The 26,237-nt window shown below is 60.2% G+C and carries 25 protein-coding genes and 1 tRNA gene; 10 read left to right on the top strand and 16 right to left on the bottom strand.

What is annotated here, in order from left to right; all coding sequences use genetic code 11:
• The first annotated feature begins 309 nt into the window (after positions 1 to 309).
• The gene (locus D1227_RS16180; protein WP_119405384.1) at positions 310 to 1,248 is read left to right on the top strand and encodes a hypothetical protein; all 939 of its coding nucleotides are present in this window, start codon (positions 310 to 312) and stop codon (positions 1,246 to 1,248) included.
• Here the strand turns inward: D1227_RS16180 and D1227_RS16175 are convergent.
• Together D1227_RS16175 and D1227_RS16170 are read right to left on the bottom strand one after the other, a co-directional pair.
• On the bottom strand, positions 1,245 to 1,580 hold the full coding sequence (locus D1227_RS16175) for a helix-turn-helix domain-containing protein (RefSeq protein ID WP_158586687.1): 336 nt from the start codon (positions 1,578 to 1,580) through the stop codon (positions 1,245 to 1,247). The genes D1227_RS16180 and D1227_RS16175 overlap by 4 nt on opposite strands.
• A gap of 119 nt (positions 1,581 to 1,699) precedes the next feature.
• A tRNA-Thr gene (locus D1227_RS16170) sits at positions 1,700 to 1,775 on the bottom strand.
• Between the two features lie 141 nt (positions 1,776 to 1,916).
• Between D1227_RS16170 and D1227_RS16165 the strand changes: the two genes are divergently transcribed.
• Positions 1,917 to 2,369, top strand: coding sequence for an OmpA family protein (locus D1227_RS16165; protein ID WP_119405382.1), 453 nt, complete (start codon positions 1,917 to 1,919; stop codon positions 2,367 to 2,369).
• A gap of 64 nt (positions 2,370 to 2,433) precedes the next feature.
• Here the strand turns inward: D1227_RS16165 and D1227_RS16160 are convergent, their stop codons facing one another.
• Positions 2,434 to 2,895, bottom strand: coding sequence for a DUF1761 domain-containing protein (locus tag D1227_RS16160; protein WP_158586686.1), 462 nt, complete (start codon positions 2,893 to 2,895; stop codon positions 2,434 to 2,436).
• 111 nt (positions 2,896 to 3,006) lie between these two features.
• Between D1227_RS16160 and metG the strand changes: the two genes are divergently transcribed.
• Together metG and D1227_RS16150 are read left to right on the top strand one after the other, a co-directional pair.
• Positions 3,007 to 4,755: a methionine--tRNA ligase gene (gene metG / locus D1227_RS16155; RefSeq protein WP_119405380.1), complete on the top strand. Its 1,749-nt coding sequence runs from the start codon at positions 3,007 to 3,009 to the stop codon at positions 4,753 to 4,755.
• An 81-nt stretch (positions 4,756 to 4,836) separates the two neighbouring features.
• Positions 4,837 to 5,469, top strand: a complete 633-nt coding sequence (locus D1227_RS16150; RefSeq protein WP_119405379.1) for a hypothetical protein — start codon at positions 4,837 to 4,839, stop codon at positions 5,467 to 5,469.
• Here D1227_RS16150 and D1227_RS16145 read toward each other — a convergent pair.
• Positions 5,450 to 6,220 carry a hypothetical protein gene (locus tag D1227_RS16145; protein ID WP_119405378.1) on the bottom strand — a complete coding sequence of 257 codons (771 nt, stop codon included), beginning with the start codon at positions 6,218 to 6,220 and terminating at the stop codon, positions 5,450 to 5,452. The two genes, D1227_RS16150 and D1227_RS16145, sit on opposite strands and share 20 nt — an antisense overlap.
• A gap of 159 nt (positions 6,221 to 6,379) precedes the next feature.
• Here D1227_RS16145 and D1227_RS16140 point away from each other — a divergent pair, with 159 nt between their 5' ends.
• Positions 6,380 to 7,744, top strand: coding sequence for an amidohydrolase (locus tag D1227_RS16140; RefSeq protein WP_119405377.1), 1,365 nt, complete (start codon positions 6,380 to 6,382; stop codon positions 7,742 to 7,744).
• A gap of 9 nt (positions 7,745 to 7,753) precedes the next feature.
• On the opposite strand, the gene D1227_RS16135 is transcribed toward D1227_RS16140, so the two are convergent.
• The 4 genes from D1227_RS16135 to D1227_RS16120 all read right to left on the bottom strand — a co-directional run bounded on the left by D1227_RS16135 (position 7,754) and on the right by D1227_RS16120 (position 11,816).
• Positions 7,754 to 8,719, bottom strand: coding sequence for an alpha/beta fold hydrolase (locus tag D1227_RS16135; protein WP_119405376.1), 966 nt, complete (start codon positions 8,717 to 8,719; stop codon positions 7,754 to 7,756).
• A complete protein-coding gene (locus D1227_RS16130) occupies positions 8,716 to 9,414 on the bottom strand; it encodes a hypothetical protein (RefSeq protein ID WP_147372812.1) in 699 nt (232 codons plus the stop codon). The genes D1227_RS16135 and D1227_RS16130 overlap by 4 nt, the downstream gene beginning before the upstream one ends.
• A gap of 71 nt (positions 9,415 to 9,485) precedes the next feature.
• The gene (locus tag D1227_RS16125) at positions 9,486 to 10,688 is read right to left on the bottom strand and encodes an acyl-CoA dehydrogenase family protein (RefSeq protein WP_119405375.1); all 1,203 of its coding nucleotides are present in this window, start codon (positions 10,686 to 10,688) and stop codon (positions 9,486 to 9,488) included.
• Positions 10,689 to 10,700: 12 nt separating this feature from the next.
• Complete coding sequence (locus tag D1227_RS16120; protein WP_119376851.1) at positions 10,701 to 11,816, bottom strand: acyl-CoA dehydrogenase family protein; 1,116 nt, start codon at positions 11,814 to 11,816, stop codon at positions 10,701 to 10,703.
• 195 nt (positions 11,817 to 12,011) lie between these two features.
• On the opposite strand from D1227_RS16120, the gene D1227_RS16115 reads away from it, so the two are divergent.
• The 3 genes from D1227_RS16115 (at position 12,012) to D1227_RS16105 (ending at position 17,748) form a co-directional block, all read left to right on the top strand.
• Positions 12,012 to 12,587, top strand: coding sequence for a hypothetical protein (locus tag D1227_RS16115; protein WP_119405374.1), 576 nt, complete (start codon positions 12,012 to 12,014; stop codon positions 12,585 to 12,587).
• A gap of 93 nt (positions 12,588 to 12,680) precedes the next feature.
• On the top strand, positions 12,681 to 15,275 hold the full coding sequence (gene pepN / locus D1227_RS16110) for an aminopeptidase N (protein ID WP_119405373.1): 2,595 nt from the start codon (positions 12,681 to 12,683) through the stop codon (positions 15,273 to 15,275).
• 181 nt (positions 15,276 to 15,456) lie between these two features.
• Positions 15,457 to 17,748: a PAS domain-containing sensor histidine kinase gene (locus tag D1227_RS16105; protein ID WP_119405372.1), complete on the top strand. Its 2,292-nt coding sequence runs from the start codon at positions 15,457 to 15,459 to the stop codon at positions 17,746 to 17,748.
• Here the strand turns inward: D1227_RS16105 and D1227_RS16100 are convergent.
• From D1227_RS16100 to D1227_RS16085, 4 genes are read right to left on the bottom strand one after another with little or no spacing between them, the layout of a single operon-like run.
• On the bottom strand, positions 17,745 to 18,317 hold the full coding sequence (locus D1227_RS16100; protein ID WP_119405371.1) for an ABC-type transport auxiliary lipoprotein family protein: 573 nt from the start codon (positions 18,315 to 18,317) through the stop codon (positions 17,745 to 17,747). The genes D1227_RS16105 and D1227_RS16100 overlap by 4 nt on opposite strands.
• Positions 18,318 to 18,346: 29 nt before the next feature.
• Positions 18,347 to 19,306 carry an MlaD family protein gene (locus D1227_RS16095; RefSeq protein ID WP_158586684.1) on the bottom strand — a complete coding sequence of 320 codons (960 nt, stop codon included), beginning with the start codon at positions 19,304 to 19,306 and terminating at the stop codon, positions 18,347 to 18,349.
• Positions 19,306 to 20,073 carry an ABC transporter ATP-binding protein gene (locus tag D1227_RS16090; protein ID WP_119405431.1) on the bottom strand — a complete coding sequence of 256 codons (768 nt, stop codon included), beginning with the start codon at positions 20,071 to 20,073 and terminating at the stop codon, positions 19,306 to 19,308. The genes D1227_RS16095 and D1227_RS16090 overlap by 1 nt, the downstream gene beginning before the upstream one ends.
• Positions 20,073 to 21,203, bottom strand: a complete 1,131-nt coding sequence (locus D1227_RS16085) for an ABC transporter permease (RefSeq protein WP_119405369.1) — start codon at positions 21,201 to 21,203, stop codon at positions 20,073 to 20,075. The genes D1227_RS16090 and D1227_RS16085 overlap by 1 nt, the downstream gene beginning before the upstream one ends.
• 103 nt (positions 21,204 to 21,306) lie before the next feature.
• On the opposite strand from D1227_RS16085, the gene dgcA reads away from it, so the two are divergent.
• Positions 21,307 to 22,284: an N-acetyl-D-Glu racemase DgcA gene (dgcA, locus tag D1227_RS16080; protein ID WP_119405368.1), complete on the top strand. Its 978-nt coding sequence runs from the start codon at positions 21,307 to 21,309 to the stop codon at positions 22,282 to 22,284.
• An 8-nt stretch (positions 22,285 to 22,292) separates the two neighbouring features.
• Here the strand turns inward: dgcA and D1227_RS16075 are convergent, their stop codons facing one another.
• The 4 genes from D1227_RS16075 to D1227_RS16060 form a co-directional block, all read right to left on the bottom strand.
• Positions 22,293 to 23,039: an SDR family oxidoreductase gene (locus D1227_RS16075; RefSeq protein ID WP_158586683.1), complete on the bottom strand. Its 747-nt coding sequence runs from the start codon at positions 23,037 to 23,039 to the stop codon at positions 22,293 to 22,295.
• Between the two features lie 83 nt (positions 23,040 to 23,122).
• Positions 23,123 to 23,554 (bottom strand): hypothetical protein, encoded by a 432-nt coding sequence (locus D1227_RS16070; RefSeq protein WP_119405366.1) that lies wholly within the window; start codon positions 23,552 to 23,554, stop codon positions 23,123 to 23,125.
• Positions 23,551 to 24,612, bottom strand: a complete 1,062-nt coding sequence (locus tag D1227_RS16065; RefSeq protein ID WP_233350120.1) for a phosphotransferase family protein — start codon at positions 24,610 to 24,612, stop codon at positions 23,551 to 23,553. Before D1227_RS16065 ends, D1227_RS16070 begins: the two co-directional genes overlap by 4 nt.
• Positions 24,605 to 25,708: a hypothetical protein gene (locus D1227_RS16060; RefSeq protein WP_119405365.1), complete on the bottom strand. Its 1,104-nt coding sequence runs from the start codon at positions 25,706 to 25,708 to the stop codon at positions 24,605 to 24,607. Before D1227_RS16060 ends, D1227_RS16065 begins: the two co-directional genes overlap by 8 nt.
• 110 nt (positions 25,709 to 25,818) lie before the next feature.
• Between D1227_RS16060 and D1227_RS16055 the strand changes: the two genes are divergently transcribed.
• Positions 25,819 to 26,235 carry a PaaI family thioesterase gene (locus D1227_RS16055; protein WP_119405364.1) on the top strand — a complete coding sequence of 139 codons (417 nt, stop codon included), beginning with the start codon at positions 25,819 to 25,821 and terminating at the stop codon, positions 26,233 to 26,235.
• Positions 26,236 to 26,237 lie beyond the last annotated feature (2 nt).

Genomic DNA, 26,237 nt, shown 5'->3' with positions numbered 1-26,237 from the left:
TTCCTGGGACAAGCAGGGTCCATTCTTCAAGGTCTGGGTGGTGCCGGCAGAGGGACTTGAACCCCCGACCCCCTGATTACAAAGCGTGCTTAAAAGGGCGAAAACTGTAGGCCTATTCCGACAATTGCTTCTTTGTTCTCCATTGAAAACACTTAGGATTTTTTTCGAGTCGGAATGGAAACCTTAGTTTCGGCAGACCTACTCTCATATACTTTCTGAACGCGAAAGCCAGCGGCGCCCCGGCGCGCGTTTGTTAAGGATAGCCAACTCAGAGTAGACTCGTTCAAACTGAGTGCGGAGAGAACCTAGATGAGCGACTGGGTGAACTGGGTGGGAGACCTTGGGGAGATGGCAGGAAAAGTCGGCGCGCCTCTGATAGCAACTGTTGTTGTGTCCGGCATCGTGTTTTGGGCATCGCTCGGTGTCGCGCTGAATCGGCTCGGAAAAGACGGCCCGGCTTCTGCTGGCAACGCAAGAACAATCGAAAACAATCCTACTGTTTCTCAGGAGAAAGACTCGCAATCGAGCGCCGTGAATTTTCAGCAGATGGAAACAGAAGTTCTAGGCGAAACCAACGTAGCCGGGCGGGACAACGTCACACACAACTTCAATGCCGAGCAAATTTACGTAGTGACCTCGGATACCACTGAAATGAAAAGCAGCCGCCAGATTGTAGACGACGCCTCTCCATTAGGTGGCCGCGCGAAAGTCTGGACGATATGGAAAGAACCGTCGTGGCACAGCGGCGATTACAAATTTAACGAAACTCGGCTCCGGGAGTTCTTTGAAAGTTCTGACTATCAACGCGCACTCTCGGAGGCTGACGCAATTGTATGTGTTGGTCTGGTCTCGAGCCGGATGCAGCCGAGTCTGCGACTCGATCCCGATAGAGATGAGAAACTGAGAATGATGTCTGATAAGCGAGCTCGGATTCTTTGTGCAGAAGTCGCCGCACAAATGAAAAAGCTGGATGACGCTCCGTTGCTCGCTGGAATCGGTCTGGGTTTTAATGAGAAAAAGGCAGACGACGCCAAAGCAGACCGAAAGCAGCGCGCGCTTGTTCTTATACACGTCGAGACTGAAGCAGGAACGCGCCCACGTACTAAGGCCGAGACAGCAGCGGCTGTTCGCAGCGTTATCGAGGCAGACCTGGTCGACTTCAAACCTCAGGAATACTCTGAAGTGAGCAACGGTCGTGAACTGTGCTGGTTTGTCATGGAAGAAGGCGTGCTTGATTGCGACAGCTAGTCAGAGCCGTTGTCCGACAGAGCCTCAGCCAAGCCGACGAGTAACAATTGTTTGTGTTGAGGCAAACCAAGATAGCACTCGGTCAGACGTCCTGCCTCGCCAGTCACATTATGCGGTAGCAAAAAAAGCGCGTGCACCGAGGGTGCACAGACAGCTTGAGCAAAGGCCACGAGATAGCCAAGCGACACATTTCGGTCGCCTCCTTCGAGTTTGGCAACGTAGCTCCTTGTAAAATTGATTTTTTCCGCAACTTGCCCTTGCGTCAGACCAGCATATTGCCTCCACGCCTTAAACTGCGGTCTGTTTCCCTCTTTTTGCTCAGATTCGACCATCCCGCCTTTCCCCATCCGCTCTCTTCTGAGCACCTAACTAGAACAGGAGTCGGAATGCGAGTCGGAATGAGAGTCGGAATGAAACCGCTCACAAATCGCTGAAACTGCAATGGTGACAGTGGTGCCGGCAGAGGGACTTGAACCCCCGACCCCCTGATTACAAATCAGGTGCTCTACCAGCTGAGCTATACCGGCGACGCAGTCCGTTTAAGGCGCGCGGCGCTGGAGGGCAAGATTCCTTTGTAAGATCACCGCATTGCCACATTTGACCCGGTTTGCGGCACTTTTTCGCCGCCGCTGCGTTGTTCCTTCAGTATCGCAAGAAGGAGCAATAAAATGAGCAAGTCGATCATCACTGCCTGCGCTGCGATTTCTGTCTTCACGATGCCGGCCCTGGCCGACGATGCGCGCACACCTCCCTCCGACCCGTACTTCGCGCCAGCCGCACAGGCCTGCGACGACATAGACCTGACGATCTATTTCGAACCCGGCCAGGCCGAGCTCACACCCTTTGCCCGCGGTGTCATCCGCGAGACCCATGATCAGCTGAGCGGTTGCGCCGTGACGTCGATCACCGGCCTTGCCAGCGCCAACGATGCCGAAGCGGAAGCTGACAAGCTGACGCTCGCCGCGGCCCGCCGCGCCGCCATTGTCGAGGCGCTCGATTCCCACGGCATTCGCGCCGTTAACGCCAATCTCAAAATGGACGTCTCTGCGGCCCCGCAGGACGCCGTCATGGCACGGAACGTCAAGCTGACCCTGCAGGCAACACCCGCCCAGGTCGGCTAGACCCGCCCAACAAGGATAGTCCGGACAAGGCCCGCCCTGCCTGAGCAGCGGCGGGCCTTTCGCATCAGTCGAAGAATGACAGCACGATACAGCCTGCAACGAAGCTTACGACTGTGTGAGACGCATCGACCAGGAACGCCGGCCAGGAATGCCAGGGTGAATAGACCAGCCCGTAGGCCATCAGCGGCACTCCAATCAGAAGTGACAGAACAAGGCCAAAGCCCGCAGCGCCCCCGATCGAAGAAATAGCCTGTGTCTTCAGAAAATAGCCCAGTCCGAAGGAAAGCACGAGCGGAATCAGGAAGCCGGCGGCCATCCAGGCCCCCTCCTCGCCCATGCCGGTGCGCGTGCTGATCCCGTCCGCCTCAAGCCAGCGGACCGTGTCTCCGGCCTCATTGAAAAAAACGCCGATGCCGTTCATGTAGGCTTCGGAAAACAATAGTCCGTACCATAGGAAGCCGACAAAATAGATTGCGATTGCCGCGAGCAGGACGCCCAACAGGTTTACATTCGCCAGACGTGGCATGTGCATGATCCTCCCTTGCCCCGTTTCATTTTGTATTCACCGCGCTATGAGTGTCGCCCACCCGCGCGGGGCATGCAGCTTGCCCTCAATCGCTGATCGACGGAAGACACCATGACGACACCAGGCCAACGCCGCATTCTCGTTACGTCCGCCCTGCCCTACATCAATGGGGTCAAGCATCTCGGCAATCTCGCAGGATCGATGCTGCCGGCTGATGTCTATGCGCGCTTCCAGCGCCTTCGCGGACACGATGTCCTGTATATCTGCGCGACGGACGAACACGGCACGCCTGCCGAACTCGCCGCACAGGCGGCCGGCATGTCGGTTCGCGCCTATTGCGACGAGCAACACGAGATCCAGAAGAAGGCTGGTGAAGGCTTTGAGCTCTCCTACGATTATTTCGGCCGGTCCTCGGGCGAGGAGAATGCCCGCCTCACCCAGCATTTCGCACATGTGCTCGAGGCCGAAGGCCTGATCGAAGAGCGGGTGATGGAACAGGTCTACTCCATCGATGACGGGCGTTTCCTGCCGGACCGCTATGTCGAAGGCACCTGCCCGCATTGCGACTTCGAGAAGGCCCGCGGCGACCAGTGCGACAATTGCGGGCGCCTGCTCGACCCGGTCGACCTGATTGATCCCTATTCTGCGGTCTCCGGATCGAAGAATGTCGAGGTCCGCGAGACGCGCCACCTCTTCCTCTTGCAGTCAAAGATGCAGGACACGATCCGGCAATGGGTCGAGCAGTCAAAGGACTGGCCGCAGCTTGCCCGCTCGATCGCCCTGAAATGGCTGGATGAAGGCCTGCGCGACCGCGCCATCACGCGCGACCTGTCATGGGGCGTGCCCGTCACAAACCCGGACGGATCGATCCGGGAAGGCTTTGAAAAAAAGGTCTTCTATGTCTGGTTTGATGCTCCGGTTGAATATATTGGCGCAACCGAAGAATGGTCCAAAGCCACCGGCCAACCCGACGCCTGGCGCAACTGGTGGCGGACGGATGAAGGGGCCGACAATGTCGAATACATCCAGTTCATGGGCAAGGACAATGTCGCGTTCCACACGGTCTCCTTCCCGGTAACCATTATCGGGTCGAAAGAACCCTGGAAGCTGGTCGACCAGCTCAAGGCCTTCAACTGGGTCACCTGGTATGGCGGCAAGTTCTCGACCTCGAACAAGCGCGGCGTCTTCATGGACCAGGCGCTGGACCTGCTTCCGGCCGACTACTGGCGTTGGTACCTGACGGCAAATGCGCCCGAAGGCTCCGACGCGGCCTTTACCTGGGAGGGCTTCCAGGCCTCGATCAATTCCGATCTTGCCAATGTGCTCGGCAATTTCGTCAACCGGATCACGAAGTACTGCGCCTCGAAATTCGACGGACAGGTGCCGTCGGCGGGCGAGACTGGCGAGGCGGAAGCCTGGATGGTCTCGGAACTGGAAACGCGGCTGCCGCAGCTCTTCGAGCATTACGAGAACATGGACTTCCGGAAGGCTGCCGCCGAGACGCGGGCGATCTGGGCGGCGGGCAATGAATACCTCACCAAGGCCGAGCCCTGGGTAAAGTACAAGAGCGACGTCGACGCAGCCGCAGTCGGTGTCCGGACTGGCCTGAACCTCGCTGCCTTGTTCGGCATCATCGCCCAGCCGATCATTCCGAAAGCCGCCAGGATGATCCTCGATGCTCTCGGCATCCCTGAGGACAACCGGACCCTGCGCGCCGACCGGATCGGGCGGGATGGATATGGCGGCCTGCTCGATGCGCTGCCGCACGGCCTCGCTATCACCCCGCCAGACGTTCTCTTCCGCAAGATCGAAGACGATCAGGTGACCGCCTGGACCGAGCAGTTCGGCGGGGAGAGCTGAGTCTGGATTGTCAGCTGTCGTAATCTCGACACCGAACAGCGGTATCGGATCAGGGTTATTGGCGACCTTAAGGCTTCAGCCATGGTCCTTCAGAACCGCGTTGATCCGTTTGGTGAAGTGCACGCTGCGCCGGAAAGAGGCATGTTCATGGGCAATCGCGGTGGATGTTTCCACCGAGATGACCAGACGCTGAAACCCACACACTGGGCAAGCCGGCACTGGATAACCTGCTTGCTGGCGTTCAAGGGGCGGCGCCGCAAACTCATGCAGCCGGGCCAGTACACCGAATTGTTCTTTTTGGATGAGGTGACGGCGCTCGCGGCCGGTCACAGGCCATGCTTCGAATGCCGGCGCGGCGATGCCCTCGCCTTCCGCGCTGCACTGATTTCTCGAAAAGTTTTCGATGAGACACCTTCAGCGAGTGAACTTGATGCGCTGATCGCCGGCGAGGTCCAGGCGCGCCGCCAGGAAAAATTACCACTTCTTCGCTGCACGGCAAATTGGCTGCCGGACGGCGCGATGTTCGAACATGACGCTCGCGCCTGGCTGAAATGGCAGGACAGAGCGCTTTTATGGTCATTTGGCGGATACCAGGCCGTATCCGACCTGCCTTCCGATCACGTTGGATGCCTGACACCATCGGCATCGCTTGAAGCGCTAAGAGGTGGTTACTTGCCGAAACTTCACCCGAGCTTCAATCAACTGGCCGCGTGACGATCAGCTCATTCATGCGGCGCGTGCGCTGTTTGGCGAAGAGAACGTTGTGCATGTGCCAGACCTCGCCATCACCGAGCGTGACTTCAATATCACCTGTCACGACAAGACCGAGAATACGGTGACGCAGGAAATCGTCCGAACGGTAGCGGCACCGGGCATTTGCGCCGCTTTCGGCCCTGTCCCCGCTGCCCCAGAAGACGCGCTCATGCAGCTGTCCGGGCACGATCTCCCAGTAGCGGACCTTGTCGAAGCCGAAGATCATTAGCGCCCACTGTACGAAGATCAGCACGGCCGTCACCAGGTAGAACATGTTGCTCATCCGGATATCAAGCTGGGCGAGGAAATCCGCGATCGGGCCAGAGAGGTTGGCGAAGGTCAGCAGGATAAACCCAATCACCAGGATCAGGCCGAATATGACGGAATTGGCCCCGCGCAGCCTGACCGTTGTCGAGAAGATGACGAAGGCCAGCGTGAAAACGAAAATCAGGCCAAGCACTTTCTGATTGGTCAGCTCCCCCACGATTCCCGTCGCCTGAAGGAAATAGAAGACAAAGCCAAGCAGCCAGATCGGCCACCAGTAAAGGATGGGCGAGTGCGTATAGACCTTCATCGGCTGCAGGAGGTTCCGGTCCAGAAGCTCACCCTTGCTCGGCTGGGGCGTCTTTGCAGCCGAGTGGCTGACCGCGGCTGATGGCTGCTCCGGCGGCTTGTCTGGCGGCGGCGGTGACGGCGGTGTTGTGTCGCTCATGGCGTCCCCTCACTGTGGCGTCTGGTGGACAGTGTAGCCGAGGGGCCGCATGGCGCAAAAGCTTTTCGAGATTTCCTGCGGCGCGCCCAAAGCACCGCTGGCCGTATGCCCCGCATCTGTTAGGGTGGCGCAAGCCAACCCGTATGGAAGGATGCCAGGATGAAGTTCAGCCGTCTCGCCATTTCGCTCTCCGCACTTGCAATCGCAACCGCGCTGCCCGTTTCAGCCCAGCAATCGAAACCAACCCCGGACACCGAGCTGATCGACGTCTACACCTGGCTACACAGCAATCCGGAGCTTTCCTTCAAGGAATCAACATCAGCCTCGATCATGGCTGCCGAGCTTGAAGCGCTCGGTTTCAGCGTCTCGACCCGGATCGGCGAGGACTGGGTTCGCCAGAAATCGATGCGCGACGAAGGCACTGTGCGAGACGACGTCGGCGGTTACGGCGTCGTTGGCGTCTATGAGAATGGCGACGGCCCGACCGTCCTGATCCGCGCTGACATGGATGCCCTGCCGGTGCCCGAGCAGACCGGGCTCGAATACGCTTCCAAGGTGACCAGCGTGACCTGGACGGGCGTTGAAAGCCCGGTGATGCATGCCTGCGGCCATGATATCCACATGACCAGCTGGATCGGCACAGCCCGCAAGCTGATCGAGAACAAGGATGACTGGTCAGGCACGCTGGTGATGATCGCCCAGCCGGCAGAGGAACTCGGCCTGGGCGCCAAGGCGATGATCGAGGACGGGCTGTATGATGATTTCCCGCTGCCGGACTATAATCTTGCTCTTCACGTGTCGGCCTCTGCGCCCGCCGGCACAGTAGCCTACTCATCCGGCTATGCACTGGCCAATGTCGACAGCGTCGATATCCACGTGAAGGGGGTCGGCGGTCATGGGGCCTACCCTCACACCACCAAGGACCCTATCGTGGTCGGCTCGGCCATCGTGATGGCGCTCCAGACGCTGGTCTCGCGCAATGTCGACCCCCAGAAGCCGGCTGTGGTGACAGTCGGCGCGTTCACCGCCGGCGCCAAGCACAACATCATCTCGGACTCGGCCGAATTGCTGCTGACCGTTCGCTCCTATGATGATGCCACACGCCAGCTTCTGCTCGATGGTATCAAGCGTATTGCGAAGGCTGAAGCCGAAGCGTTCGGCGCCCCAGAACCGGAAATTTCAATCGATTCCGACTACACGCCGTCGACCTACAATGATCCCGCACTCACCAGTACCGCCATGGCCGCGATTAGCGGCGCGATCGGCGAGGACAACGTGACTGAGGTCACACCCGTTATGGGCGGCGAGGACTTTTCCCAGTTCGGCCGTACGCAGGAAGACGTGCCGGGCCTGATCTTCTGGCTCGGCGCCATATCGCCCGAGACCTATGAACAGGCCCGGAATGGCGAGACCAGCCTTCCCTCGCTGCACTCTCCCTTCTTCGCGCCTGACGCTGCCCCGACTATCGAGACGGGCGTGAAATCCATGACAGCGGCTGCGATGGCGCTGTTCAATGATGGGTGATGCCAACCGCTAAAGCGTCGCGAGCCAGTCGACGAGGAGCCTGTTCACTTCATTCGGGCGTTCCTGCTGTGTCCAGTGACCACACCCTTCGAGGAGACGTGCGCCTCGCAGGCCCGGAAGGTTCGGCTTCATCATCTCGACTGGATCGCCGGGAAACATCTTCAGCACGAGATCCCGGGTACCGCCGATAAAAAGGCTAGGCTGATAGATCTTGTGATCGTCCAGCGCCGTCAGAAAAGCATGGTCGCGCTCATGATTGCGGTAGCGGTTGAGCGGGCCGCGAAAGCCGGACTGGGCAAATTGCGAGGCGTAATAATCAACGTCTTCCTTGCTGAGCCATGGCAACGGCATGTCCGGCTCGGGCAGGCGATGAAGCAACGTGTCGCCATGCTTTTTGTCGATGGGCCAGGTCCCGTCGGGCGCATCGCCGCTGATCGCGTAGTAGAACCGGCGGATCGTCGCTGCCGGATCGGCTTCGAGCTCGGCCTCCGGCGGGCCCTCATCCTGGAAATAGACCTGGTAGAAGAACATCCCGCGCGCAGTAAAGAACTCACGGAAGACCTGAATCGCCGGTTTGTCGCCAGGCGGAATGTAGGGAACCGACAGCCCGGCAACGGCGCGAAACTGGTCCGGGAACAGCAAGGCCGAGTTCCAGGCGAGCGGAGCGCCCCAGTCATGTCCAACGACAATTGCCGGCGCTTCCGGCTGCAAAGCCTTTGCAACGCCTGCAATGTCGGCCGTCAGGTTTTCCATCGAATAGGCTTCGACGGGATGCGGCTTGTCCGACCCGCCATAGCCACGTACATCAATGGCCGCTGCGGTGAAGCCCGCCGCCGAGACCGCTTCCAGCTGATGGCGCCAGGAGTACCAGCTTTCCGGAAATCCGTGGACGAAGAGAACAAGTGGCCCCTGGCCAGCGATGGCGACCCTTAGCTTGACGCCATTCGTCTCCACGTCACGGAATTCCGGATTCATTGCTGACTGTTTCCTTCTGTGCCGGACTGGGCGGACTGGATGAGCGCAGCCGTATCGGGATGGGTAAACACGCGGTAGCCCTGATCCTGCTGCATGGATGCGAGTTGGCTGATCACGGCCCCGAATTCGATCGGCATGACTTCTACATTGCTGGCCTCAACGCCCTGTGCAGAGACCTGCGCCGCCATGTCGGCAGCGTCACCGGAGCTGAGAAGAATGGGCGTGATCGGCCCGGCACCAGCCTCGATCTGGGCTTCCTTCCCGTCGATCAGGACAAAGAAGACAGGTGCGCCGTAATCCGCATCATCGGCATTCAGGCCGTTCGCGTAACTGATTTCTTCGCTGCTTGCCTCGAACACGACGGGACCTTGCCAGCTCCCCATCATCTGCAACAGCGGAATGGTCGCAACGGACATATCGGCAATCGCGGGGTTCTGCATTGCCTCTTCCGCTGCTCCCGGTTCAAGGAACAGCACAACAGCATTCTCGCCCTGCGGGTTCTGCACCGTGACGACGCCGCCTTCCGCGTCCTGAAGGACAGCAACGTGCAAGCCTCCAAGCGCACCGACGATGGCTGGCGGAATCTGCTGCTGCTGCTGGGCTGGCTCGGCCTGAGGGGCCTGCTGCGCCGTCGCAGCAAGGCCCATTGCGCCGAAAGCGGCCAGGCCGGCGCAGGTCATGATTGATTTAAACAAAGGCAGTCTCCTTGTGGATTGCTCCCGGCCGAGTCTAGGGATCCCGGCCGGGCGGCACAAGAAAACGCCTGTTAACCTTGCTTCAGGGACTCGAACGGCACGTCCTTGTCGACGCGCACATCCTGCGGCAGGCCAAGCACACGTTCGGCGATGATATTCTTAAGAATCTCATCGGTACCGCCGGCAATGCGAAGGCCCGGCGCCCACATGAAGCTCTGCTGGAACAGGGCATTGGACGGCATGGTTTCCGAGTCGGTCATGATCCCGAAATGGTCCTGCATCTCGATCGCCGAGTTACAGATATCCTGCAACTGGTTCGCTGTGATGATCTTGCCGATGGAGTTCTCCGGGCCGGGCGTCTCGCCGCGCGAAAGTGCTGTCTGGGTCCGGAACTTCGTCAGGTTGTAACCCTGTGCAGCAACGTACCAGTCGGCGAGTTTCTCGCGGAAGGCCTGGTCCGTGAGCGAGCCCGTCCCACGGGCGTAGTCCATGATTTCCTTCCAGTCCGGGCCGGGCGAACCGCCGACGGCCAAGCGTTCATTCATCAGCGTGACGAGCGCGACCTTCCAGCCGGCACCGACTTCACCAAGGCGATCGGAGTCGGGAATGCGTACATCGGTGAAGTACACCTCGTTGAATTCCCTGCCGCCGGATGCCTGGTGGATCGGCTTTGCCTCGACACCTTTCTGATGCATGTCCACGATGAACATGGTCAGGCCCTTGTGCTTGGGCGCTTTCGGGTCCGTGCGGGTCAGCAGGATCCCGTAATCGGAGAAGTGGGCACCGGTGGTCCAGACCTTCTGGCCATTGATCACCCATTCATCGCCGTCCTTGATGGCGCGAGTCTTAACACCCGCAACGTCAGAACCGGCGGCTGGCTCGGAGAAGAGCTGGCACCAGATTTCCTCGCCGCGCAGCGCCTTTTCAACGTAGCGCTTCTTGTGCTCATCCGAGCCGAAGGCGATCACGGTCGGCACACACATGCCGAGACCGATGGCGAACGGACCAACCGGCGCATCAAACTTGGCTTCTTCCTGGTTCCAGATGACCTGCTGCATGGCCGTGCCGCCACGCCCGCCCCATTCCTTGGGCCAGGTGATCTGGGCAAAGCCACCTTCGGCTTTCGTCTTCTGCCACGCCTTGGCGCGTTTCAGGAAGTCATCGGAGGAACGGTGACGGCCACCAGCCCCGTCCTTGAGCTTCAGGTGTTTTTCAAGGAAAGCGCGGGCTTCCTTGCGGAATTCTGCTTCTTCAGGGGTATCGTTAAAGTCCATGACTTTTCCTCCTTAAGCGGCGTTCTTGCGCTCAAGAGCGCTGACAAGTTTCTCTTTCCAGACTTTAGGTGAGCCGGCCTGCACGGCAAGCAGCTTGGCGCGGCGGTAGAAAAGATGGCAGTCCACCTCCCAGGTGAATCCCATGCCCCCATGTGTCTGGATATTCTCTTTCGAAGCGAACCAGTAGGCCTCGCTCGCGGCGAGGCGTGAGGCAGCTGCGGCTTCCGGCAATTCAGCCGCATCGGTGGAAAGGGCCCAGGCGCCGTAATAGCAGTTGGACCGGGCAACCTGGTTCTTCACATACATCTCGGCGAGTTTGTGCTTGATCGCCTGGTTGCCACCAATCGGACGGCCAAAGGCATAACGCTCCTTAGCGAAATCGGTCGCCATTTCGAGGCAGCGGTCTGCGCCGCCCAGCTGTTCGAAAGCAAGAAGGACAGCCGCGCGGTTCAGCAGCGCGTCGTGCAGATCGCCGCCGGCACCTGCTTCACCGATCCTCTGACCGGGAGCGCCGTCGAACTTGATCTCCGCATGGCTGCGTGTGGGCTCAAGCGTTTCGACCGGAGTGCGGGTGACGCCGGGACCGTTCAGGTCCACCAGGACGAGACTGGCACCAGCACCTTCCTTGGCAAGCACAATGGCATGCGTGGCAATGTCGCCATCCGTCACCGGGATTTTCGTGCCCGAAACCTTCGAACCGTCGAAGCTGGTGGACAGTTTGGCCGGGTCGGGATTGCCCGGACCTTCGCTGGACGCATAGCAGCCGACGACTTCGCCGGAGACGACCTTGGGCAGGATGTCGCTTTTCTGCGCTTCCGATCCGGCGATCTTCAGGGCTTCCGCAAAGAAGTAGGCAGTGGATGCGAACGGCACCGGCGCAAGCGCCCGGCCCATCTCTTCGGCAATGACACACATTTCCAGCATACCGAGCCCAAGCCCGCCATATTCTTCCGGAATCGCCGTGCCGAGCCAGCCCATCTCGACGACCTGCTTCCAGACGCCTTCATGATGGGATTTCGCCTTGTCGTTCAGTACTTCCCTCACATGGGCCGTCGTACATTGGGCGCTGAGAAATTTGCGTGCTTCGCCCGCAAGAAATTTCTGGTCCTCGGAAAAGTCGAAATTCATACGACTTCGTCTCCCTGGTTTATCGGTTGTTCTGACCAGACAATAGCGCGCCCGGTGTCGACTAAAAGCCGTCTCGCAGGGGAAGGACCTAGCGTCGCCCCGGCAATTTCATGCGAGAAGTATCAAATTTTGCAGACCGGCTTCACTGGCTCTCAAACGAGACGTGCCAAAAGACACCAACTTCGGAGATTGGTCATGGCGAAAGCGCTCTTTCACAAATCGCAACGCGTCTATGTGAAGCCTGTCGGCACATGGGCTCTGGTAGAGAAAGTCCTGCCGCACTGGGTGAAGGACGTCGAAGAACCGCTGCGGGTGACCTATGATGTCGGCCTTGGCCGCGAATTCACCGCCGGCGAACTCGTATCCGAAGAAGTGATGCGCCGGCGAGAGGGCGGTAATTCCGCCGACGATGCTGTCGAGCTCGAGAACTGGCGGATTTACCGCGCCAAGAACCGCTGGCAGGACGGCGATGAAGTTGCATCGCACCCTTATCCCGGCACCTTTCCGGTCGTGATGACCGATGAGAATGATTGGGGCGGATGGCGCGTCCCCGGATCGGAATACGACCGCGACCCGTCGAAAATCGAGTATCAGGCCCGCCTGATCATGAATGCGCCGCGCATGCTGAAGGTCTGCCGACAGCTGTCGGAATACGCCTCGCGCCATTCCGGCGAGCTTCCCGAAGAGCTGCAGAAAGCCGTGCGCAATTGCCAGGGCATCCTGCGGCACGTGTATGAGGTCGGCGACTCCCCCAAAATCGCGGCTGAATAACTGCATTCAGAGGCTGGCCGCGATTGTGGCTGGCGGCGCACCGTCCTATCTCTAGCGCAACGACATTTGCCAAGAGACAGGACAGGATACGCCATGCGCACGGAAACGCCGGTTTCGGTCAAGCTCGAAGACTACACACCCTACCCGTTCGAAATTGACTCGGTTTCGCTCGACTTCTCGCTCGAGCTGGAAGCGACGCGCGTGCGCACGAAGATGTCGGTACGGCGCGTGCGTCCTGGTGAGTTCGTTCTCGATGGCGAGGGGCTGACCCTGAATGATATCTCCATCGACGGAACCCCGTTGCAGGTCTCGGACTACAAGATCGCCGACAGCAAGCTGACCATCGCGGACGTCCCCGACACATTCACGCTCGAAACGGATGTGACGATCAATCCCAAGGCAAATACCGCACTGTCAGGTCTCTATGTTTCCGCCGGACGTTTTTGCAGCCAGTGCGAGGCCACAGGATTTCGCCGGATCACCTACTGGCCCGACCGTCCGGACGTGATGAGCCGGTTCCATGTCCGTATCGACGCCGACAAGGCCACCTATCCGATCCTTTTGTCGAACGGCACCCCCGGCAAGGCGGGCGACCTGCCGGGCGGACGTCATTTCGCAGAATGGGACGATCCACATCCCAAGCCGTCCTATCTCTTTGCCCTCTGTGCTGGCGATTATGACGTCTGGAGAGACAGCTTCACCACGATGAATGGCGACCATGTCGACCTCGGTGTCTATGTCGACAAGGGTCAGGCAGACCGCGCCGAATGGGCGATGGAGAGTCTGAAGGCGTCCATGAAGTGGGACGAGGAACGCTTCGGGCGCGCCTATGACCTTGGCGTGTTCAACATCGTGGCCGTCCGCGACTTCAATTTCGGCGCCATGGAGAACAAGGGTCTCAACATCTTCAACTCGGCCTATGTGCTTGCAAGCCCGGACAGCGCGACCGATGCGGATTTCGAGGCCATCGAAAGCATTGTCGGTCACGAGTACTTTCACAACTGGACGGGCAACCGCATCACCTGCCGCGACTGGTTCCAGCTCTGCCTGAAGGAAGGCCTGACCGTCTTCCGCGACCAGGAATTTTCGTCCGACCTGCGCTCCCGGCCGGTCCAGCGGATCAAGGACGTCATGCGGCTTCGCGCGCGCCAGTTCGCCGAAGACGGAGGCCCGCTCGCGCACCCGGTTCGCCCGCAGGCCTACGGCTCGATCGATAACCTCTACACCGCGACCGTCTATGAAAAAGGCGCCGAACTGATCCGGGCACTTACGGTGCTGATCGGCGATGATGCCTTCAACAAGGGTATGCAGATCTATTTCGATGAGTATGACGGCACAGCCTCGACCATCGAGGACTTCTATTCCTGTTTCGAAAAAGCCTCCGGCCAGGATCTCAGCCAGTTCCGCCTCTGGTATGCGCAAGCCGGTACGCCCGAAGTGACAGTCGTGGAGGAATGGGACGAGGCCAAAAGCGAGCTGACGCTGACGCTCAGCCAGAAAACGCCGCCTACGCCGAAACAGGACACGAAGAAGCCGGTCCCGATTCCACTGCGTGCGTCCTTGCTTGATGGCAAGGGCGGCCATGTCGAGGCTGGGGGCTGGCAAGATGGTGAGACCGTGATCGTCCTCGATGAAGCCGAGAAGACCGTGAAGGTAAACCTCGCCAAAGGCAGCGCCCGGCCGCTCCTGTCCATCAACCGCGAATTCAGCGCGCCTGTGCGCGTCCGCCGCGATCTCGACAAGGCAGGCTTGCTCAAACTGGCCGCTGCCGAAACCGATCCGTTCAACATCTGGGACTGTTTCCAGTCCCTCGCCAAGACCGAGATCTTCCGCCTGCTCGACGAACCCCAGTCGCCGCCGGACGACGCCCTCGTGTCCGCGATGGCCGATGCGGTTCGGCTGAATGAGAGCGATCCGGCCTTTGCGGCTCTTCTGACCGTGCTTCCAGACGTCGGCGAACTGTTCCAGGACAGGGAGCCTGCCGACCCGGCGGGGCTGGATTCTGCCCGCAAACGCCTGCGCAAGGCATTCGCCGAAGCGCTCGCAGGCGACATCACCCGGATCCTCGAGCAACCGTCGCCCACCCCATTCAAGCCCAGTGCAGAGCAAGCCGGCACCAGGGCGCTTCGCGGCGCCATGATCGGCCTGACGGGCGCCCTTGGCACGCCGGAGGCCGCGAGCCAGCTGAAAAGCCATTTCGACTCGGCGAGCAACATGACCGAAAGTCTTGCCTGCCTGCGCTCTCTCATTCCCCTGCCCGGCAAGGCGCGGGACGAAGCAATCGAAACCTTCTACGCGCGCTGGAAGGACAATCCGCTTGTCATCGACAAATGGTTCGCCGTGCAGGCGGGTCAGGGCACAGCCGAGGATGCCAGGCGCCTGTCTGAACATCCCGATTTCGACATGTCGAACCCGAACCGCGTACGCTCCGTGGCGGCAGCCTTCTCGATGACCAACCTCGCCGCGTTTCACGCACCTGACGGCAAGGGCCATGAGGTCATTGCGGACATCATCCAGCGCGCCGACAAGCTCAATCCCGCCCTGGCTGCGCGCCTGCTGACCAGTTTCGAGCAATGGAAAAAGCTTGAACCGAAAGCCCGCGCCAGTGCCAAGACCGTGCTCGAGCGCCTCCAGGAGGCCGGCCTGTCCAAGAACGCCATGGATATTGTGTCCCGGGCTTTGGATTAACAACCGACTCGGCTTCATTAACGCGGGTGCAAGCATTTGACCGGATTGTCCGGGATCGTTTGAATCTGCGTCGGGAACCGAGTCGTTGGCATCTTTTGGCCGGGCAAATAGCAAGGATGAGGTTAGCGGGCCCCAGGCACGATCAGCTGGATCGCTGAAAGCGATTCTGGTTCTGACGCTCATGGTCCTCAGCGCTGCGCTGGGCCTCATGATCTGGAACAGCCACCAGGCCCGGAACGGGCAGGAACTGAAGGTACTGAAGCGCGATGCCCTACTGGTTGGGGAGCGTTTCATCCGAAACGCAGATCGCGCTTCCGACCGGCTGGAAAATGAGCTTCGCGCCGGCGTTCGCCTGTCCTCGATTGATCCGGCCTATATCGGCCTAGATTCCATTCACAATATCGACGCTGCCTTGGCATCGGATGATCCAACCTTGGCGCAGGCCGGCAAACTCGCCGCCAATCTTGCCAGCTCCGGAAACAGTATCGGCCTGCTGGACGACGGCAAGCTGGTCCTCAGTCATGTGCCAACTGTTGGCGGCACGGTCGTTGGAATTGTGGATGCGCCCCGCTGGATCCCTGAGCTGAATGACGGTCTACGTCTCGTGCTTTACGGCGATGCAACCGTGTCTTTGGGCGATAGCGGCATCCTGCCGGCAAACCGGGCCATCAGGGATGCTGGCACCGGCTTCCGCCTGGAGGGCATCCAAAACCGCTCTGCATTGGCCTGCATCGACATCAAGGGCGCAAGCTTCTCCATGTGCCTGTCGCGGTCAAGTCCGCTCCTGACGCTGGATTCTCTCCTTTCCCTACTCCTAAACATCCTTCTCGTGTCTGCGCCCGCTCTTGCGATCATTGGCCTCTACAACCAGTCAAAACGCGATCGCGCCAACGAGGCCGAACATCGCCATGGGCGTGGTGAGACCACGGAAATTTCAAAGGCAGAACTTGCGACGGCCAATGCCGGCATCGGCCTCTGGGACATCCGGCCGGGCGACGGATCGGGCTGGATCAATGATGAGGCCGCCCGCCTGCTCGGACGACAGAGCGCGGGCGCCATCAGCCAGGCGGAATTCATCGAAGCATTCCACGCTGCCCATCGCGACAACCTGTCTGAAGCGATCGATGATGCAAGGCCCAGCCACGCCTTCAGCATTGACGCCGCGACGTCCACATCGGTTGGCGAAACGTGGCTGGAGCTACGCGGCTGTCAGGTCTTCGATGTGGGAACCGATACCGCGATCATCAGCGGCGTGATGTTCGACGTCACCGAAGCAGTGCGTCGCCGCGAGCGCCAGAAGACAGCCGAAGCCCGCCTTCGTGGCGCGATCGAAAGCTTCCCCTGCCCGTTTGCGCTTTGGGACAGCAACAGACGGCTGGCCTTCTGGAACCGGGCCTTCGAGACAATGTTCGACCTGTCGGACGTGCTGCGGCCCGGCGTCAGCCACGAAACAGTGATGGTCGCGCGCAGCGGCAATGTCATCAGCGAGAAAACCAGTCCCGAAGAGGCCGGCACGATCCTGCTTGGTCTCAGAAATGGTATCTGGATCAAGTTGGTCGAGCGTGCGACGACCAGCGGAACGCTGATCAGCTTTGGCCTCGATGTTACCAATGACGTGCGCAATGAAGAGCAACTCCAGCAGCAGAAGAAAAAGCTGAAAACCCTTGTTCAGGAGCTGGAACGTTCCGAAGGGCACAAGTCGGAGCTGGCTCGAAAGTACAATGAAGAGAAGGCCAAGGCCGAACGATCCGCCGACTCAAAGGCTGCCTTCCTCGCCAATATGAGCCACGAGCTGCGCACGCCGCTGAACGCGATCAACGGCTTCTCGGAAATTCTTGTCAATGAAATGTACGGCCCGCTCGGTGATGAGCGCTACAAGGGCTACGCGACCGACATTCTCACATCGGGCCAGCACCTGCTCGACATGATCAATGACATCCTGGACATCGCGAAGATCGAGGCCGGCAAGATGACCATCGATCCGAAGCCGATTGATCTTGTCGATCCGGTGGACGCCGCCGTGCGGATGATCCGCCGCAAGGCGGAAGACAAGGGTGTGAAAGTCATCCTGCAGGCAGAAGACAGCCTGCCAAAGACCGATGCCGACCACCGCGCCATCCGCCAGATGGTGCTCAACCTGCTGTCCAATGCAATCAAGTTTACCGATGCGGGCGGCAAGATCACGGTCAGCGTCCAGCACCGCGACGCATTTATCCGGGTTGCTGTCCGCGATACCGGCATTGGCATTCCGAAAGAACACCTGCCACGTCTCGCCAAGCCTTTTGAACAGGTCCAGGACACGCGCGAACGCAACTTTGAGGGCACAGGGCTTGGTCTTGCGCTTACAAAGTCCTTCGCCGAAATGCACGGCGGAAAGCTCACGATCGCAAGCGAGCCAGGCAAGGGAACGCTGGTCTGTTTCTATCTGCCCGTTGCCAAGGAAGAGCCGGGCGAAGACCGGTTCGTCGCCTAGTCGTCAGCCTCGAGCGCTGCAACCTCGCTGGAAACCCTTTGCGCCGCCTCTGCCACGCACAGGTCGCCCGCTTCGGCCAGCGCCCGCACACGAGCCTGCGCATTGCTACTGGCCGCGGTTGATGACGCTTGCGCGCTCCATTGCACCAGCGGTGTACGTGACCCGCCATCAAGCAAGGTCAGGCGGAGTTTGCAGGTACCGGTGTCCCCGTTCAGCGTGAAGTCGGCGACACGCCAATAGAGCTCATAGTCGCCGCTAATCCCGGCGGAATCATCCATGGCATATCCGGCACCGCCACTGAAACTGTCGGTCATGGCAACCTGGAACTGGCGCGTGGCACGGTCCGCCCAGGCGACACCGCGCAGAACCTTCAGACCGGAATTGGCGCCTTCAACGGCAACCTGGCGTCCAGCCAGGAGGCGAGACGCTTCCGGTTCGCGCACGACGAGAATCGCTGGCAAAGGAAGCTGGTCAGAAGGTTGGGCAAACCGGAACACGGCCTCCGGCGTCGGTTGTTCCGGCAGAACGCTCACGCAGGCAGCAAGACCTGCGAGCCCGGCAAGGGCCATAGCCAATCGGAAAGATCTCTTCGCAGTCACTAGCGGTCTCCTTCATAGGGCAGCGGCTCACTGCGCAGCAAGCCCTGAGGGTTCTGCTCAAGCTCCCGCGTGACCCGGTCGAGCCGCCGGATCAGGACCCGCAGGTCCTGCGCAATCAGGCGGAAATCGGTGATCGCCTCGGTCGCCGGCCCTTCGATAACGTCCGTTGCAGCCGTGATCGCGCCCTGGCTGGCCTCGATGCTCTTGCGGGCGCCTTCCGACATGGTTTCAAGCTCGCCGATCAGGGTAGAGATTTCCTGGCCGACGCGCACGACTTCGCCGTCGGTGTTGCGGCTGAGCGTCTCGAAGGCCCGGGAAGCTTCATTGATGCTGTCGGCCGCTTCCTTCACGGCTGCGAGCGTGGATGCAACATCTTCGGTCATTGCCTCATCACCCGACAGCAGGTCGGTCACCGCTTCGATATTGTCCAGAATGTTGCTGACGGACTCGATGTTTTCTTCGCTGAGCAGTGCGTCGAAGCGTTCCAGCGCGACATTGGCCCGCCCCATGACTTCCGTACCGCCGGAAAAAAGCTCGGCGAAGGGGCTGGTGATGGACCGGATGACCGGCACTTCCTGGTAAGGGCCGACCGTCAGTCTTGGAGCATCGGGCGAGCCCGCATTGATCTGGACGAAGGTCACACCGGTGATCCCTGCCAGTTCGATGCTGGCCGTGGAGTCGGTCTTGACCGGGGTCTCGGAGTCGATGCGGATACGCGCGCGGACCTTCGAGGCGTCGTTTCGATCAATCCCGATACGGTCCACCTCGCCGACCTTGATCCCGATATAGCGCACAGACGCCCCTTCCTCGAGACTGACCGGGCCGTCGAAGACGACGTCATAGAGATCGTATTCCTGATTGAACTGCGACTGCCCCAGCCAAAGGATGAAGCCGAGGCCGGCAATCACGGCGAATATCACGAACGCGCCGATCATCGCGTAATTGGCACGTGTTTCCATCACTTCACTCCTGCCGCAGCGGCGCGACCCCGTGGGCCACCGAAATACTCCTGCAGCCATGGCTGGTCCATCGCACGCAGCTCATCCATCGTCCCGGCCGCAACCACCCGCTTGTCGCCCAGCGCCACGATCCGATCGCACGTGGCCGCCAGCGTATCGAGATCGTGCGTAACAAGGAACACGGTGAGCGAGAGCGATTGCTGCAAGTCGCGAACCAGTTTGTCGAAGGCGCCGGCGGTGATGGGATCAAGTCCAGCTGTCGGCTCGTCGAGGAACAGGATCGGCGGGTCGAGCGCCAGCGCCCGCGCCAGGGCGGCGCGCTTGCGCATGCCGCCAGACAGGTCCGACGGGAACTTGTCGCCAGCGGAGGTTTCCAGCCCCGCCATCCGGATCTTCTGGTCGGCCAGCTGGCGCATGAAAGGCTTGGACAGGTCGGTATGCTCGCGCATGGGCGCCATGACGTTCTCTCGAACGGTCAAGTTGGAAAACAGCGCGCCATCCTGAAACATGATCCCCCAGAGCGTCTGCACTTCGCGCAATTCGTCGCCCTCAAGCCCCGTTACGTTCTCGCCATACACCTCGACAGTACCACAGTCCGGCTTCTTCAGGCCGACAATCGCCCTCAGCAGGACCGACTTGCCTGATCCCGACGGGCCAATGACACCGACGATCTCGCCCTCATAGACATCCATATCGAGATGCTCATGCACGACATGCGAACTGTAGGACGTCCTGAGATCGCGGACCTTGATCGCCACCTTCGCCATTACCAGCCGAGCTCCATGTAGAAGACGGCAAACAGCGCATCGATGACGATCACCGAGAAGAGCGCCTGCACCACCGACTTGGTCGTCGAGCGGCCCAGCGACTGCACGCTGCCCCCTACGAGCAGCCCCTGCCGGCAGCCAACAAGCGCCACGATCATGCCAAAGACGGGTGCCTTCGACATACCGACCCAGAAATTCTCGATCGGTACGAATTCCTGGATACGGTTCAAGAAAACGGTCGGGTTGATATCAAGCGCGACCCAGCTGACGAATGCGCCGCCGCCAATGCCGAAGAGCATGGCGACAAGCGTCAGGACCGGGGTCATGATCAGCATGGCAAAGGCGCGCGGAACGACAAGCACGTCCATGGGATCAAGCCCGAGTGTTGTCATCGCATCGACTTCCTGACGCATGCGCATGGCACCAATCTGCGCGGTGAACGCTGAATTCGTCCGCCCCGCCAGGATCACCGCGGTCAGGACGACGCCGAATTCCCGCAGCACGGCGATCCCGACCAACTCGACCGTGAAGATGGTCGCGCCGAATTCGGACAGGGTGCTTGCACCGATAAAGGCGATGACCATGCCGACAAAAAAGGAGAGGAACGCCACGATCGGAACAGCGTCGAGACCGCTGTCCTCCATCACGGCCACAAGCGCGGTCCAACGCATCCGCGTAGGCCGGACCAGCGCCATGAACATCGACATCAGCGTTTCGCCAAAAAAGGCTAGCGTATCGACGACTTCATTCACCAGGCTGGACGTCGTGCGCCCGGTGCGCTCCAGCAAATCCACCAGGCCGTGCGGTTCTTCGTGCGGTGTTTCTTCCTGGGGCTTGGGACGAAGGGATGCTGCCTGCGTCAACAGCTGGCGCATGCCGTCCGAACCACCCTCTACTTCAATGGCGTCGATCCCTTGAACGCAGGCGAACCGGTCGATAAGAAAGGCAGCCGCGGTGTCGAACCGCCCTACGCCGGTCAGATCAACTTCCAGCGCCTGAACGTCGGCCGCTTCCAGATGCGATAGCTCGGGCTGGACCGCCGACAGCGTATGCACCGTCCAGTCGCCTTCAATCACCAGTTTCGCCCGGTGGTCGGTGACATTTAAATGGTAGCGCGGCGCGGTCGGCATAATTCACTTGTGGCTGGTTTGCTGTTTACCCTAACAGTCGGAATTTAAGGATGCCGCAGGGCAGACTGTGAAATTAAATCTATTTTTGTCAGACTGCTAATGCATGACCAAACTTGAGCTTCAGCCCGTTTCCTCGCCGCTCCGCAAGAGTTTCGCAATTTCACGCGGCGCGAAGACCAGCGCAGAAACGATCCGGGTCAGCCTGAAGCGTGATGGCAAGGTGGGCGTCGGCGAATGCGTTCCCTATGGCCGCTATGGTGAAACCACAGACTCCGTCGCACAGCAGATTGAAACCATGCGCAGCGCACTTGCCGATGGCATGGACCGGCTTGCCCTGCAGGATGCCCTTCCCCCCGGCGCAGCCCGTTGTGCTGTCGACTGCGCCTTCTGGGACCTTGAAGCCAAACTGTCCGGCAAGCCTGCCTGGGAACTCGCCGGGCTCCCTGAGCCGCAGCCACTGGCGACCGCCGTCACAATCAGCCTGGCGCCGGCCGAGGAGATGGCAAACGCCGCCGCTGAAACCGCCGGTCCCATCCTGAAGCTGAAGCTTGGGGGCGCGCAGGATATTGAACGTGTAAAAGCGGTGCATGATGCCCGTCCGGACGCGAAGCTCATCCTCGATGCCAACGAAGGACTTGATGCCGGCCTGTTTCCCGGGATCGTCCGTTCTGCGGCCGAACTCGGCGTTGTCATGATCGAACAGCCCTTTCCGGCCGGCGAGGATGGATACCTTCTCAAACGTCCACCGGAAGTGGCGATTTGTGCCGACGAGAGCATGCACACATCGAAAGATATCCAGGATCTCGCGCGGCTCTACGACGTCGTGAACATCAAGCTCGACAAGACCGGCGGGCTGACCGAAGCCCTTGCAGCCGCCCGTGAGGCGAAAGCTGCGGGCCTTGGCGTGATGGTTGGCTGCATGGTCGCCGGCTCGATCAGCATGGCACCGGCTGTCCTGCTCGGCATGCTGGCCGATGCGGTGGATCTCGATGGCCCGCTATGGCTCGCCCATGATGTCGAGCACGGTCTTAAGTACGAGGGTGGGAAGGTCTTCCCACCCTCGTCCCAGCTTTGGGGTTAGACACGGACCTAGAGTTCACTCAGACCGCCGTCGACCACGTATTCCGAGCCGGTCACGAAACTCGCATCGTCTGACAGGAGAAAGGTCGCGACCGAGGCAACTTCTTTCGGCTCGCCAAACCTGCCGAGCGGCACGCCTGTCACGATTTGCTCTGAAAGCGCTTTGCTTTCCTCCTCGCTCAAGCCGCTGCGGTTGAAGAAGTCCGTGCCGATTGGCCCAGGGCTGACGGCATTCACATTGATCGCTCTTGGCGCAAATTCACGCGCAATCCCGCGGACAACCGTTCGTAGCGCCCCTTTGGTCGAGCTGTAGACCGTAGCGCCTGGCAAGCCCGCATTGCGGGCAACAGATGTGTTGAAGACGATCTTCCCGCCGTCACGAAGAAGGCTCGCAAGTGCACGGACCTGAAGAATTGGCGCGCGGACGTTGATCGCGAATTGCTCATCGATTTCGTCCGCGTCGGTCTGATCGAGCGCGACAAAGCGGCCAAAACCGGCATTCAGAAAGATCGCGTCCAGTGTCAGGCCGGCTGCGGTAACGGCATTGGCAATCGTGTCGGCGCTCGCTGGATCACGATTGTCCGCCTGGATTGTCAATATACCGGGAAACCGGCGACGCAGGTCTGCCAGACGCGCCTCATTCGACCCGGTCACGACGAGCCGGGCGCCCTCTCCCGCCAATCTTTCCACGGTCGCAAGTCCAATACCGGACGTCCCGCCGGTGACCAGGACCGTCTTGTTCTCAAAGCGTGCCATGACATTCTCCTTTGTTGGCATCGCCCCAGCAGATGGGCACCCGCGCCGCAGGCAGAACGTCAAGTCGTGGCATATATCCTATGTCAGCCCTCGCCCTCCCCCGCCGCGCCAAAAGCGGGCGGGCTTGGCATGCGCCCTGCACATGTTGCGAGAAGATGGCCCCAGATCTGCGTGTTGAGCGCTTTCGATCCCTCGTCGTCCTTCGCCTCAAGCGAGGCCTGGAGCTCGATCAGTTGCATCGCGAGCTCGTTCCGCATGGCTTTCAGGTCCGAAATCAGGAATGACTCGATATGCGGTTCGGCTTCACCAATGCCGGCTGCGGCGAGAAGCGCCTTCATGCGACCGATCTCATTGACGAGAAGGTCTGCCTCCTTTTCCCACATCTCGCCCGCCATAACTGCCATGAGCCCCGCCATGCTGGCATGGCCGCCTGAATAGTCGCCCTCGAGTTTCGGGGCGACTTCATTGACCAGCGTCGCACCCAGCCTCTGCAGGATCATGCCGACATCGCTCATAGCTTCACTCCGAATTTCGGCGCCAGGCGGCTGGCCAGCATCAGTTCGTGGGCGGCGTGGGTAAACCATCCAGACCAGGCCAGGATCGGATCGTCATTCTTGCCGTCAGCAAACGCGCGCGCCGATGTGATCCAGATTCCGAGGCCTTTGAGGTGAGCAAACAGGCTCCACCACTCAAATGCCGCCGGATCGAAACTGCAGCCCGACGCCTCCTGCCAGACTGCAATCGCGTCAGGCCAGGGGATGAACCCGGCCGCGCGTTCCTGGTCGTTGCCGCACCAGAGCAGGTCTGTTGCCCAGGCAAGGTCTTCATAAGGGTCGCCAATATGCGCCATCTCCCAGTCGAGGACGGCGTTGATCCGGCCCTGCCCGTCATGCAGGAAATTCCCCGAGCGGAAATCGCCATGCACGAGCGACAGCTTCTGCGCGGGCGGCGGCGGATTGGCGGCAAGATAGCGGATCGCTGCTTCGGCCACGGGTTGCGGCTCGCGCGCATTGGTGCGGATTTCATTGGCCCAATAGTCGAGCTCGCGCTTCCAGCACTGGTCTGGAGCCGGCGTCTCGATCTCTTCGGCAATCGGCGTGCCGTCGATCTCGAGGGACGCGATGGCCCCCAGATGGCGGAAGAATTCCCGGCCGACCTCGGCCCTATGGGGTTCCACCGCATCGATCTGGAACGGGTTGAGCGGCATGCCGCCCTCGATCCGCCCCATCACAAAGAAAGGCGCACCAAGCGGCCCGGTATCGGTCTCGAGAAACAGCGCTTCAGGCGCCGGAATACCGGCCTTCCCATGCGCTGTCCGGATCGCGGCAAACTCCACCCGCCGCTCGGTATCGATCAGACTGTCCGCCGGGTCACGTCGCAGAATGACCCCTTTCGTCTTGGGACCGGTGGCATCTTCATAGGCGATGTCGACCGAATAGGTCTGACGACTGGCCCCGCCGTGGATCCGGCGCATCTGGACCACACGGAGGTTTCTGGCGCCGGGGATATGAGCCTCAGCATAGGGTTCGAACTGGCGGGCAAGCTCCGGATTGTCGATGACCACCTCAGGCATCCAGCATGTCCTTCCAGCCCGATGCATCATGCGGACCGATAAAGAGCTGCTCGAGGGCGCCGATGCCTTCCGAGCCCTGCCCGTCCGGACCTTCGTGACGGACCTTGGAAATCGCCTGAATGTGAAGATTGTCCGGCTGCTTCCACGGCATGGCCAGCGGTTTGAAGTCTTCCCGGCCAATGGCGTATTCGCCTTTCCAGGCCGCATGGCCCCATTCGGGATGGCCATAGCCGATGCCCTTCATCTGGAAGGTCGCGATGGGCTCGTACGTAATCCTGTGCTCGCGCCCATGGGCATCGCTCGCCGTCAGGACCGCCGAACGAACCCGCCGCGTTCCGGATTCGAATTCCGGTTTGATGACGGGATTGGCAAGATGCATCAGCCCGTCTGCCCCCGCCCCGTCCATGGCAAACACTGACCGGGTGTTCCAGCGGTCACCATGCTGGTCTTCATTGACGTGGAAATAGACCGAGGCATTCGGGAAGTTCATCGGCGTCCAGATCCAGTAGAACTGCGGCAGCTGCTGCGGCACGACGGGTTGCGGATCCTGCGCGCCAAGCGGGCGGACACCCCAGCTGCGATCCCGCGTACCCCAGAAATTATCGCTCGAAATCTCTATGGTCTCGCCATCGACCGTAATGCTCCCAGACCAGCGGCCATTCTGCGTCATGCGCGTGACATCCATCATCATGCGCGAGCCATTGCGCCTGGTGAAGCGCGGTTCCTCAACCGGGAAATGACGCCCCTCGAAAGTTAGGTCCGCGGAAATGCCCTCGGCATCGTCCAGCTTGATGCGGACAGACTGGAGCGGCTGGAACACCTCAATGCTCATCGGGCCAACACGCGTATCCATCCGCTCGAAATTCAGGATGCGCGACAGATGGACCGACTTCTGGACGCCATCCTTGAGGACAGAGAAGGCGCCATCCATGATGTTGAGGTGCGGGTACACCCCGAAAGCGGCGCCGAAGAACACCGAGCCATCCTTGGAATAGCCATTGAAGAAGTACCGGTCGTAAAAGTTCCGGTCTGACCCAGCCACCCAGACGGGCTCCGGTGTCTGGTGAATTGGATATTCGTCGCCCCAGGTGAGCATGCGGTTCTAACCTCCCTTGCGTGACCTCTTGGCGGGCCAGTTCTCTCTCCTAGACTGGCCAAAGCGGACAAGCGGATCAATCGCTGACGTCAGGGAAAAGGAAAACGCCAATGCCAACAAAGGTCTCTGTCGATGAGGCAAACTCGTTCCTGCACGAGGCTTTCAGCGGCGCGCAGAACCGCTCCGAAGTCATGCTGATGGAGGACGGCCACGCGGTCATGCATCTGAAAGCCGGTCCGGAGAACTTGCGCCCCGGCGGCTATATCTCTGGCCCGACGCAGATGACCATGGCCGACAGCGTGACCTATATGGCAATCTTCACAAAGCTCGGGATCACACCAATGACAGTGACGAGCAATCTGAACATCAACTTCCTGCGACCCTGTATCGGTGAGGCCGTCATCGCCGAAGCAAAACTCATGAAACTGGGACGGACACTGGCCGTGGCCGAGGTTGAAATACGGGCTGAAGGCTCCAGCAAGGTCGCGAGCCATGCAATCGTGACTTATTCAATTCCAACCGCCTGAAC

Source organism: Henriciella mobilis, assembly GCF_003576315.1.
Classification (GTDB): Bacteria; Pseudomonadota; Alphaproteobacteria; order Caulobacterales; family Hyphomonadaceae; genus Henriciella; species Henriciella mobilis.
This window is presented reverse-complemented; position numbering and strand designations above follow the sequence as displayed.

What these genes read in the sequence shown, in the direction of transcription:
- D1227_RS16180 (WP_119405384.1), top strand. Translation starts at nt 310, where the DNA reads ATGAGCGACTGGGTGAACTGGGTGGGAGACCTTGGGGAGATGGCAGGA.
- D1227_RS16175 (WP_158586687.1), bottom strand. Translation starts at nt 1,580, where the DNA reads ATGGTCGAATCTGAGCAAAAAGAGGGAAACAGACCGCAGTTTAAGGCG.
- D1227_RS16165 (WP_119405382.1), top strand. Translation starts at nt 1,917, where the DNA reads ATGAGCAAGTCGATCATCACTGCCTGCGCTGCGATTTCTGTCTTCACG.
- D1227_RS16160 (WP_158586686.1), bottom strand. Translation starts at nt 2,895, where the DNA reads ATGCCACGTCTGGCGAATGTAAACCTGTTGGGCGTCCTGCTCGCGGCA.
- metG (WP_119405380.1), top strand. Translation starts at nt 3,007, where the DNA reads ATGACGACACCAGGCCAACGCCGCATTCTCGTTACGTCCGCCCTGCCC.
- D1227_RS16150 (WP_119405379.1), top strand. Translation starts at nt 4,837, where the DNA reads ATGGTCCTTCAGAACCGCGTTGATCCGTTTGGTGAAGTGCACGCTGCG.
- D1227_RS16145 (WP_119405378.1), bottom strand. Translation starts at nt 6,220, where the DNA reads ATGAGCGACACAACACCGCCGTCACCGCCGCCGCCAGACAAGCCGCCG.
- D1227_RS16140 (WP_119405377.1), top strand. Translation starts at nt 6,380, where the DNA reads ATGAAGTTCAGCCGTCTCGCCATTTCGCTCTCCGCACTTGCAATCGCA.
- D1227_RS16135 (WP_119405376.1), bottom strand. Translation starts at nt 8,719, where the DNA reads ATGAATCCGGAATTCCGTGACGTGGAGACGAATGGCGTCAAGCTAAGG.
- D1227_RS16125 (WP_119405375.1), bottom strand. Translation starts at nt 10,688, where the DNA reads ATGGACTTTAACGATACCCCTGAAGAAGCAGAATTCCGCAAGGAAGCC.
- D1227_RS16120 (WP_119376851.1), bottom strand. Translation starts at nt 11,816, where the DNA reads ATGAATTTCGACTTTTCCGAGGACCAGAAATTTCTTGCGGGCGAAGCA.
- D1227_RS16115 (WP_119405374.1), top strand. Translation starts at nt 12,012, where the DNA reads ATGGCGAAAGCGCTCTTTCACAAATCGCAACGCGTCTATGTGAAGCCT.
- pepN (WP_119405373.1), top strand. Translation starts at nt 12,681, where the DNA reads ATGCGCACGGAAACGCCGGTTTCGGTCAAGCTCGAAGACTACACACCC.
- D1227_RS16105 (WP_119405372.1), top strand. Translation starts at nt 15,457, where the DNA reads ATGGTCCTCAGCGCTGCGCTGGGCCTCATGATCTGGAACAGCCACCAG.
- D1227_RS16100 (WP_119405371.1), bottom strand. Translation starts at nt 18,317, where the DNA reads ATGGCCCTTGCCGGGCTCGCAGGTCTTGCTGCCTGCGTGAGCGTTCTG.
- D1227_RS16095 (WP_158586684.1), bottom strand. Translation starts at nt 19,306, where the DNA reads ATGGAAACACGTGCCAATTACGCGATGATCGGCGCGTTCGTGATATTC.
- D1227_RS16090 (WP_119405431.1), bottom strand. Translation starts at nt 20,073, where the DNA reads ATGGCGAAGGTGGCGATCAAGGTCCGCGATCTCAGGACGTCCTACAGT.
- D1227_RS16085 (WP_119405369.1), bottom strand. Translation starts at nt 21,203, where the DNA reads ATGCCGACCGCGCCGCGCTACCATTTAAATGTCACCGACCACCGGGCG.
- dgcA (WP_119405368.1), top strand. Translation starts at nt 21,307, where the DNA reads ATGACCAAACTTGAGCTTCAGCCCGTTTCCTCGCCGCTCCGCAAGAGT.
- D1227_RS16075 (WP_158586683.1), bottom strand. Translation starts at nt 23,039, where the DNA reads ATGGCACGCTTTGAGAACAAGACGGTCCTGGTCACCGGCGGGACGTCC.
- D1227_RS16070 (WP_119405366.1), bottom strand. Translation starts at nt 23,554, where the DNA reads ATGAGCGATGTCGGCATGATCCTGCAGAGGCTGGGTGCGACGCTGGTC.
- D1227_RS16065 (WP_233350120.1), bottom strand. Translation starts at nt 24,612, where the DNA reads ATGCCTGAGGTGGTCATCGACAATCCGGAGCTTGCCCGCCAGTTCGAA.
- D1227_RS16060 (WP_119405365.1), bottom strand. Translation starts at nt 25,708, where the DNA reads ATGCTCACCTGGGGCGACGAATATCCAATTCACCAGACACCGGAGCCC.
- D1227_RS16055 (WP_119405364.1), top strand. Translation starts at nt 25,819, where the DNA reads ATGCCAACAAAGGTCTCTGTCGATGAGGCAAACTCGTTCCTGCACGAG.